Annotated in this window: 2 protein-coding genes; both read left to right on the forward strand. The window is 48.8% G+C overall.

Annotated features, from left to right (window positions below; genetic code table 11):
- Positions 1–65 precede the first annotated feature (65 nt).
- A complete protein-coding gene (locus tag Q338_RS00530) occupies positions 66–10,154 on the forward strand; it encodes an Ig-like domain-containing protein (protein WP_034290865.1) in 10,089 nt (3,362 codons plus the stop codon).
- 242 nt (positions 10,155–10,396) lie between these two features.
- Positions 10,397–11,143: a 23S rRNA (guanosine(2251)-2'-O)-methyltransferase RlmB gene (gene rlmB, locus Q338_RS00535; RefSeq protein WP_034290868.1), complete on the forward strand. Its 747-nt coding sequence runs from the start codon at positions 10,397–10,399 to the stop codon at positions 11,141–11,143.
- The last annotated feature ends 244 nt before the right edge of the window (positions 11,144–11,387 follow it).

Here is an 11,387-nt window from a genome sequence, read left to right on the forward strand (position 1 = left end):
CCTGAAAAGTTTTAGATTATTGTATTATTGGGATTATTTTTTAAATTTTAAATAAGGAAATTATTATGTCGGTAACTGTAAAAGTGCTGAATGCGAGCAAAACGATTGCCAGCCATACTGCGGAAGCAGGTAAACCTTTGGTATTGGAAGCAAAAAATAAGGTTAATTATCAATTGATTGATAATGCAACAGGTTTTGCGCCTGAAAATATCATGACGCTTCGTCAGGGCGATGATTTGATGATTATGCTGAATGATGGCGATACGAATTCGGATATTGTCATCAAAGGTTATTTTGATGGCAAAACAGACAGTTTGTTGGTGGGCTTGCATGAAACGGGCAAAATGTATGCCTATATTCCTGTATCTGCCAAACCGACAGACGCGATTACTGTGTTGGCAGAACAGGTTTCGTCTATGCAAGCCTTGGGCGGTACGGAATTGTCGGCTGAACCCACTTGGACAAGTTATGCACCACAAGGTTGGTTGCGTATTTTAGCTCCGTTTATGTTTGCGGCGGTGGCGGCGGCAGTTGTGGCGAGCGATGATGAAGACGACAGTAGCAGCACTACCGACACATCTGCTGATACCAATAATACCAATCCAACGCCAACCACTCCAACCACACCCACACCACCTGATGACACCACGCCGCCTGTTGTACCGACTGCAACTTTATCGGCAAATGGCATTGTGGTTTCAGGCAAAACTGAAGCCAATGCAAAAGTAAGCGTTACCGCAGGCAGCCTGAAAGCAACAGGCATGGCAGACGCAAGTGGTAATTACAGCGTGAATTTGCCCGAAGTTTTGAAAAATGGCGAGAAAATCAGTGTAACGGCAACAGACGCGGCAGGTAACAGCAGCGCAGCCACGACTTTGACTGCGCCAACCACACCAGCTCCTGTGGTGGATACCACGCCGCCTACTGTACCAACCGCGACTTTATCTGCAAATGGTATTGTGGTTTCAGGTAAAACCGAAGCCAATGCGAAAGTAAGCGTTACCGCAGGCAGCCTGAAAGCAACAGGCATGGCAGACGCAAGTGGTAACTACAGCGTGAATTTGCCCGAAGTTTTGAAAAATGGCGAGAAAATCAGCGTAACAGCAACAGACGCGGCAGGTAACAGCAGCGTAGCCACGACTTTGACTGCGCCAACCACACCAGCTCCTGTGGTGGATACTACTGCGCCTGTTGTGCCAACGGCGACTTTATCTGCGAATGGTATTGTGGTTTCAGGCAAAACTGAAGCCAATGCGAAAGTAAGCGTTACCGCAGGCAGCCTGAAAGCAACAGGCATGGCAGACGCAAGTGGTAACTACAGTGTGAATTTGCCTGAAGTATTGAAAAATGGCGAGCAAATCAGCGTAATAGCAACAGACGCGGCAGGTAACAGCAGCGCAGCCACCACTTTGACCGCACCCACAACACCTACAACACCAGCCCCTGTGGTGGATACTACGCCGCCTACTGTACCAACCGCGACTTTATCGGCAAATGGCATTGTGGTTTCAGGCAAAACCGAAGCCAATGCGAAAGTAACTGTTGTTGCAGGCAGCCTGCAAGCAACAGGCATGGCAGACGCAAGTGGTAACTACAGTGTGAATTTGCCCGAAGTTTTGAAAAATGGCGAGCAAATCAGCGTAAGCGCAACGGATTCTGCTGGCAATTCCAGCAGCAGCACCACTTTAACCGCCGCCGACCAAACCCCACCGCAAATCAATGCGGCATTAGACGTTTCAGGCAGCCTGATTACAGGTACGACTGAAGCGGGAGCAACCGTGTCCGCCAATGGTGTCAGCACCACCGCCGACAGCACTGGCGCATATTCTTTGACTTTGCCGACCGCGCAAACCAATGGCGAAAGCATTACCATCACTTCAGTAGATACATCGGGCAACAGCAGCAGCCATGTTTTGATGGCAAACGATAGTACCGCCCCCGAAACATTGACGGCTGAATTGTCTAGTGATGGTTTGACGGTTTCAGGCAGCACCGAGCCGAATGCAGTTGTAACAGTAAACGGTGTGAGCGGAACTGCTAATGCAAACGGCGCATACGCCATTACTTTGCCAACTGCTTTATTAAACAAAGAAGAAATTACCGTAAGCGCCAGCGATAAAGCAGGTAACAGCATTACCCAAACTTTAACCGCCGCCGACAAAACGCCACCTGCTGAAGTGGGTGCAACTTTGTCCGATGATGGCATGAGTATTGTCGGTAAAACCGAAGCGGGCGCAACCGTGTCCGCCAACGGTGTCAGCACCACCGCAGACGAAAACGGCGCGTACACTTTAACGCTGCCTGAAAAACAATTGAATGGCGAAACCATTACCGTAACCGCCACCGATACGGCAAACAACACAACCACGCAAACCATCGTGGCGAAAGACACGACTGCGCCCAATACTTTGGAAGCCAGCGTAAGCAATACTGCGGATAGCACCGTAATTTCAGGCACAACGGAAGCCAATGCCACCGTGTATATTGACACCGATGGCGACCCCAAAACCATTGAAGCGACAGCTACGGCAAATGCCGCAGGTGCGTTCAGCGTGGCATTGCCAAATGTGTTGAATCAAGGCGAGAAATTGACTTTGTGGGCGAGCGATGAAGCAGGCAATACATCTGCGGCGTTTGTGGCGACCGCCCCCACCCAAGACACTACCGCTCCAGCCGCGCCCGAAGCCAAGATTAGCGAAGATGGTTTGAGCATTTCAGGTACAACCGAAGCAAATGCCACAGTAAACATTCAAGTGGGCAATGAAACCTACACCACCACCGCAGACGAAAATGGCGCGTTCAGCCACACATTTGCCGAAGCCTTGAGCAATGGTGAAACGGTGGAAATTACCGCCACTGATGCGGCACAAAACACCAGCGAGAAAACCACTTTAACCGCAGCCGACACCGTGCCACCGAGCGCGCCTTTGATTTCGGCAGCGACCGATGGTTCGTTCACGGTGGCGTTGAGCAATGACGCGGTAACGGCGACCATTGATTATGTGGGCGAAGATGATAAAACGCATCAATTGGTATTGAACAAAACCGATGGTGTGTGGGCATTGGCTGACCCATCTGTAGCGGGCGTTACGATTACAGATAATTTGGTAACACTTGCGCCTGAAACGGTAAAAGACCACATCAGCATTACAGTAAGCAATGCGGACGCAGCAGGCTTGTCTGCCAGCGCGATTAGTGAGCCTGCGGCTGACCACAATCCGCCCGCCGAACCTGTTTTCAAAATTGAAAACGATATTTTGACCATTACGCCTGATGTGGAAGCTGCTACTTTGACGGTGGCGTATGTGGACGCGGCGGGTGAAATTCACGAAGCCACATTCTTGCAAAGCGACCAAGGTTGGTTGGACAATAATCCGCAAGACCAAGCAACGATTGATGTGGAAACAGGCGTGGTGTCTTTGCCGATGGTGAATTTGTTGGGTGGCGAAACGGTGTTTGTTACTGTGAGTGATGGTGCGTTGAGCAATTCAGGCAGCCTGAAAGTGGAAGACACGATTCCGCCTAGCGATTTGGCTGATTTGATTGTGGGCAACGGCGACACATTCTTAACCGCAAATGAAATCACCAATAATCAAGTAAATGTGTTGGTGAAATTGCCGAGTAGCGGCGTGAATGTGGGCGATGTGTTAATGGTCAATGGCACAGAAACCGTTTTGAGCAATAGCCATATTAATTTGGGCGAAGTGTCTTTGACTTTGGATGCGCCCACTGAAGGCGAGAAATTTACCGTTACTGCACAGCTGAAAGACAGCGCAGGTTTGACTTCAGGCAGCCTGAACAAAGAATTTACACGTGATACGACCGTCCCTGGTGATAGCAATGGCGATGGCGTGGCAGACGTGCAAGGCAGACCATCTGTGATCATCCAAGATAGCAAAGGCACAAGCGGCTATATTAATGCGGAAGATGTGAACGCGGACGGCAAAGTCAGCGTGAACATTACTTTCCCTGCCAATAGTGGTTATGCGGCTGGCGATATGTTGCACATCAGTACGGCGGCTGGGGCATTAGAGCCGATTGCTTTGACTGATGAGATGATTGCCAATGGCTATGTGTTGGCGGTTGAACCCACTGAAGGTGTGAACACGATTACGGCTTATGTGCAAGACGTGGCGGGCAATTCTACTTTGGTTGGCAGCGACAAATCTATGTTGGACGACTCGGTGTTGTTGCCACCTGTGGTGGAAATTATGGATGGTGGCGATGGTGTATTGGGTGCAACTGAATTGATGAACAATCAAGGTACGGCACAGATTACCGTACCTGCTGGTTACACAGTAGGCGCGGTGCTGGAAATTACCTATCCAAATCAAAGCACAGAACAAATCACGCTGACCGAAGTGCATTTGCAAGAGCCAATTACCGTGAAATTTGATGTGGTGAATGGCGACAATACGGTAAGCGCAACTTTAACCAACGTTTCAGGCAGCCTGTCTCGTGTGGGCAGCGATACGGTGAGCGTAGATACGACTGCACCAAGTGCGCCACAAGTGATGATTGTGGGCGGTGAAGACGGTTATATTCAAGAGAGTGATATTGTTGATGGCAAAGTGAATGTGAAAGTAACGCTGCCTGAAAACGGTGGCTATGCGGTGGGCGATGTTTTGACGATTACCGACAGTATGGGCAACACGCAAACCATGCCATTAACCGAAGAAATCATCAAAAATGGTGTAACGGTTCAGGTGAATCCTGTTACGGGCAATCATGTCATTACGGCTACGGTAAGCGATTTGGTGGGCAATGTGTCTGCCGCCGCCAAAGCGGAAGCGGCGCGTGATAATGGTTTCCCTGGTGATAGTAATCAAGACAATATTGCAGATGAAATCGGCAGCCCTGTGGTGTCGGTGATGGACGATGTTGCAGATTTAGATGTGATTAATAGTGGCGATGTTCAGCAAGGTTTGGTTGATGTGCATATTGCTGTGTCGGCGCAAAATGGTTACAGCGTGGGCGATGTGTTGCATTTGACTGCGCCAAATGGCAGCCTGCAAGAAATCGTTTTGACCGATGAGCATTTGAAAAATGGCGTGGTCGTGGCGAAAGTGAAACCTGTATTGGGTGAAAATACCGTTACAGCGTATGTGAAAGACAGTGATGGCAACCAGTCTTTGGTGGGTACGGGCAGCAGCGTGTTGGACGAAAATACGGAATTAGCCCCAATGGTTATGCTGGAAACGGGTACAGATGGTTTGATTAATGCGGCGCAATATGTCGCTAATAACAATCAAATCACCAGCAAAATTGAATTGCCTGCCACCGCGCAAGCTGGTGATGTGTTGTTTGTTGAATTAAAAGCCGCAGACACATTATTATCCACAGAACAAATCACATTAACCGCCGAACACATTAGCGCAGGCAGCCTGAAACATTCGTTTACAACGGATACGGAAGGCGAGCAAACCGTGAATGTGTACTACAAAACAGGCGAGAATGTGCAATCAGATTCGTCTGCCGTGCGTTTTAATTATGACAAAACGCCACCTGTGATTACTTTAACGGCTAATGACGATGGTTCGGTTTCCTACAGCATGGACGCTGCGGATGCAAATGCCCAACTGACGTTTACAGTAGATGGTAATACAGTTGAATTGAAAGCCGATGTGAAAACGGAAGGCAACATCATCACAGGCACCATTTCGGGCGACCAAATTTTAGATGGCGCAACGGTCGTTGTGGTCGCAAGCGATTTTGCAGGCAATGTTTCTGACGAGGTAAGTGTGGTTGCCAAAGCGGGCGGTGATAAAGATGTTACCGCACCTGTATTAACTGAAGTGATGGTAATTGATAATGGCGCAACCGTTTCGGGCAGCACCGAAGCAGGGGCAATTGTGTCTGTTAATGGGGTAACGACTACTGCCAATGAACAAGGTAAGTTCAGCGTATCCTTAACTAAGCCATTGATTAACAAAGAAAATATTGATGTGTTTGTACAAGATGTTGCGGGTAATTCCAGCACCACTACAACATTGACTGCGCCCGATTTAACACCGCCAACCATGCCAACCGCCAGCTTGTCTGATGACGGCTTGACGGTTACGGGTACGACCGAAGCAGGCGTGAAAGTAACGGTAAACGGCGTGGAAACCACCGCCAATGACAAAGGCGAATTTAGTGTTACCTTGCCAAATGCCTTGTTAAACAAAGAAGAAATTGCTGTGGTTGCCACCGATTTGGCAGGTAATCAAAGTACATTCACATTCCAAGCGGCAGACAAAACCGCGCCTGTGGTGTCGGATTTGCGTTTGTCGGCAAATGGTATTGTCGTGTCTGGCAGCACCGAAGCTGGGGCAACGGTAAATGTGGATTACACAGGCGATGGTCAAGTGGATGTAACGGGTGTAGCTGACAGCACAGGCGCGTTTAGCGTGAATTTGCCAACGGCTTTAATCAATGGTGAAACCATTGCCGTGTTTGCCCATGATGAAGCCAATAACAACAGCCCAATGATGACCATCACGGCGAGCGATGGCATTGCGCCTGTTGAGCCAACTGCTGCGTTGTCGGAAGATGGTTTGACGGTATCGGGTACGGCGGAAGCTGGTTCTACTGTGTCTGCCAATGGCGTGAGCGCAACGGCGGATAGTCAAGGAGCGTACAGTTTCAGGCTGCCTGAAGCGCAATTGAATGGCGAAAACTTAACTGTGGTTTCTACAGACGCGGCTGGCAACAGCAGCACCACGACTGTGGTCGCCAAAGACAGCACCGCGCCACAAGTTTTGACTGCTGAAATGGCAAACAATGGTGGCAGTATTTCAGGAAATACCGAAGCAAATGCAACGGTGTGGGTAGATGTGGATGGCGATGCCAAATACGATGTTTCGGCAATGGCAAATGCGGTTGGTACATACACCGTGCAATTGGCAACGCCTTTGGACAATGGCGAAACGGTGAGCGTGGTGGCAGTAGATAGTGCCAACAATAGTTCTACGGCATTGTCGCTTACCGCGCCTATGAAAGACCGCATTGCGCCTGAAATCATCAGCGCAGAAATTTCGGCAGATGGCAGCGTGGTTTCGGGTAAAACCGAAGCGGGCGCAACCGTTACGGTAAATGGTGTCAGCACCACCGCCAATGAGCAAGGCGAGTTTAGTTTAACTTTAATCATGCCATTGACCAATGGCGAAAATGTGTTGGTGATTGCCACCGACCAAGACAACAACAGCAGCGAACCGACAACCCTTATCGCGCCTGATTTGCAAGCACCCAATGCGCCTTTGATGACGGCAGACAATAATGGTGCAATCACCATTGTGTTGGACACAGAAGCAGTCAAAGCCAGCGTGGTTTATACCGATGAACAAGATGTGCCACACACCGCCACTTTGAGCAAAGACGATAATGGCGTGTGGACATTGGACGATGGCAGCCTGAAAGGGATTAGCGTTACCGATAATATGGTGGTAATTGCGCCTGAAGCGGTGAAAGATTACAGCATTGTGAGTGCGACCAATGCCGATATGAAAGGCAATGAATCCTTCGCCGCCACCGCCGAAGCCGCTGACCACAATCCACCTGCAAAACCTGTGTTTGCTGTGTCGGAAGATGGTTTGACTTTGAATATTACCCCTGCGGTAGACGCGTCTGTGTTGAACGTCATCTATCAAACCGCAACAGGCGATATTGTGGAAGCACAAATTATCCAAACGCCAATGGGCTGGTTAAAAGGCAGTAATGTGGCGGACAATGTGAGCGTGGACGCGCCAACAGGCACGGTGTCATTGCCATTGGGCATTTTGGCAGGTGGTACAAGCGTGGTGGCGAATAACCAAGACGCGAAGGGTTTAGGTGCAGAAAGCGAGCATTTGGTGGTGGACAATATTGCCCCAGCCGCGCCAGCCGATATTATCGTGGGTGATGACAATGCGTATTTGACTGCCAATGAAATTGTGGACGGCAAAGTTAAAGTCATCATCAAATTGCCAAATGAAGGTGTGAATTTGGGCGATATTTTGGTGGTGAATGAGGTGGAGCATGTGATTGATTCTACGGATATTAACACAGGCGAATACACATTAACCCTGAATGCACCTGAAGAAGGCAAAGAATTAGCCGTAAACGCTTATCTGAAAGACGCGAAACCCAATCTTTCAGACAGCCTGAAAGCGACTTACACGCGTGATACCAGCGTACCAGGCGACAGCAATCAAGACGGTCAAGCCGATGACGCAGGCAAACCTGTAGTGATTATTCAAGACGCGCAAGGCACAAGTGGCTACATCAATGCAGAAGATGTGAACACCGATGGCGATGTGCTTGTCAACATCACGTTCCCAAGCAATAGCGGCTATGTGCAAGGCGATATTCTGCATGTGGTGATGACCGATGGCACAGAGCAAACCGTTGCTTTGACCAATGACATGATTGCCAATGGTTACAGCTTGACGGTGAAACCTGTGGAAGGGGTGAACACGGTTACGGCTTATGTAACGGATTTGGCGGGTAATCAATCCCTGTCGGGCAGCGATAAATCTACGCTGGACGATTCGGTTGCCTTGCCGCCAGAATTGACGATTGTGGACGTGAACCGCGATGGTTATTTGAGTGGCAATGAGTTGAACCAGTTTACCAATAAAGCCGATGTGGACATTACTATTCCAGCAGGTTACACCGTAGGCGCAACCTTGAATGTGGTGTACCCAAATGGCAGCACGGAAGAAATTAAGCTGACCGAAGAACACTTATTGCAAGGCGTACGCGTTAGCATGGACGTGGTAGATGGCAGCAACACGATTCGCGCCACCTTGACACAGATTTCAGGCAGCGTGTCTAAAGAAGGCAGCAGCACAATTGAAGTGGATACGCTGTCGCCAGCCGTGCCGAATATTGAAATCATCGGTCTGGACAAAGGCTATTTTGATGAAAGCGATTTGGTGGACGGTAAATTGCAAGTGAAAGTAAGCTTCCCAGACAAAGACCGTTATCATGCTGGCGATGTTTTGACCGTGCGCGATGCTTCAGGCAGCCTGCAAACAGTAAAATTGACCACAGACGACATCAGCAATGGGGTAACTTTGGGCGTAACGCCGACCGAAGGTAATAATGCCATCACGGCTTCGGTAAGCGATGTGGCGGGTAACGCGTCTGGCTTAAGTCAAGCAGATGGTATTCGAGACAATGGTAAACCGAGCGACCCATTGATTTCCATCAATGATGACGGCGACAATGAAATCAATGCGAGCGACTTGAATAGTGATAAACAAGTGAGCGTATCGGTAATGTTGCCGTTGGGCGGTGGTTACAGCGTGGGCGATACCTTACACTTGACCATCAATGGCGAAACGCAAACCTTTGCGCTGACGGCTGACCATGTGAATCGTGGCGTGTTAAGCACCGCATTCACACCTGTGCCTGAAACCAATAAAGTGGAAGCCTACATTACCGATGAACAAGGCAATCGCACTGAAGTAGTCAGCGCGACCAGCGAAAATCACAGCAATGTACCATCAAATAATGATTTATCTTTGACTGTCTTGGATAATAGTAATATTGCTGAAGTACAAGCGAAGATGAGCGATGAGTCCCAAAATATTGATTTGGCACAAGCGGATAGTAATGCGGTATTGGGTGGTGCGTCGGCTAATGAAGCGATTACATTGGATATGCAAGATGGTGTAGATGTATTCTCCAGCCCACAAAATATCCCAATGCAACACATGACCTTGAACATGGGTGCAGGAAATGACCGTGTGGCGGTGCAACAAATCAGTGACAGTGCGCGTGTAAACTTGGGTGCAGGTGATGACTTGCTGGAATTGGGGAACAATCAAGGCATGGTAGACGGTGGCGAAGGCAGAGACATGGTTGCCTTTGGTTCGCCCGATACGAATGTAACGGTTGAAAATCACTTCAGCAACTTTGAAACCTTTGCCCTGTTTGCAGGAGGCAGCCTGAAATTGACCGAGAAAGCTTTGTTAGACAACCATGCGGCTGAATTAAGCGACAGCAATGGTGTGAGTTACAGCAATGTTTTGGTGATTGATGGTGCAGACAATGCTTCTGTGGGCTTATGGGAGGGCTTGGGACGCGCAAGACCTGTAGAATACAACGGTCAAAGCTACCAAGTGTACAAAGCCCAATTGAACGGCAGCGACTATCAAATTTGGATTGATAGCGATATTTCCGTGAAATAAGTCTTTGCCTAATCGCAATCCCCCTTGTTCCTATATAATAGGGCAGGGGGGATTGCTTTCAGGCTGCCTGTCATGAAAATATAGGGTGTGCCGTGCGCACCGAATGGCTGAATAATTTAAATATTGTGGTGATTTTGGTGCGCACGGCACACCCTACATGAATGTTGTCATGTACTGAAAGGCAGCCTGAAAACCCATTCATCTGATTTAAAACAAACATCTAATAGGAAACTTTTTATATAATGTCTAATCAACGACTGATTTATGGCTTTCACGCCATTAATGCCCGTTTGTGGCAAAACCCAAAATCCATTGTGGATTTATATGTGCTTGAAAATAAAAATGATGTACGCACCCGAGAAGTCTTGGAAAAAGCGGCGCAAGTGAATGTGCGTGTCCATTTTGCCGATGCCGACCGCCTGAATAATATGGCAAAAGGGGCGCGACATCAGGGCGTAGTTGGCTTTATTGATGCATCAAAAAATCATGTTCACTTGGAAGATGTGTTGGAAAATTTGCGCGAACCCGCCTTTTTGCTGGTGTTGGACGGCATTACCGACCCGCATAATCTGGGCGCATGTTTGCGAACGGCAGACGCGATGGGCGTTCACGCCGTGATTGCGCCCAAAGATAAAAGCGCAGGTTTGAATGCTACCGTGAGTAAAGTCGCCTGTGGCGCAGCCGAAACCGTGCCATACATCACCGTAACCAATTTGGCGCGTACCCTGCGTGAATTGAAAGAATATGGTATTTGGGTGGTCGGCACAGACATGGGCGGTGAAGCCGATTTGTTCCACTACGACATTCCGCCATCGGTGGCTTGGGTGATGGGCAACGAGGGCGAAGGCATGCGCCGTTTAACGCGTGAACATTGCGATGCGCTGGTGTCCATTCCCATGTTTGGCACGGTGGAAAGCATGAATATTTCCGTGTCGGCGGGCATGGTGTTGGCAGAAACACGGCGACAACGCGTGTTGCGCGAAGCCTGATTTTCAGGCAGCCTTTCAGTACACGACAAAAAAAGTACAATAAAAAAAGAAGTCCGCATCAATTCAGTGGTATCGTATTAATTTTCTCACGACTAATCCAATATGACTGAATTGAGCGAACTTACCCATATCGTAACCAAAACTTTCAAATGGCACAAGAGCCACATTATTGTTTTTGTGTATTTATTGTGCACCATTGCCATGCGGCAGACCTGTAATTTGAGCAAATTGGCAATGTTTTTCC

Source organism: Alysiella crassa DSM 2578 (assembly GCF_000745955.1).
GTDB lineage: Bacteria > Pseudomonadota > Gammaproteobacteria > Burkholderiales > Neisseriaceae > Simonsiella > Simonsiella crassa.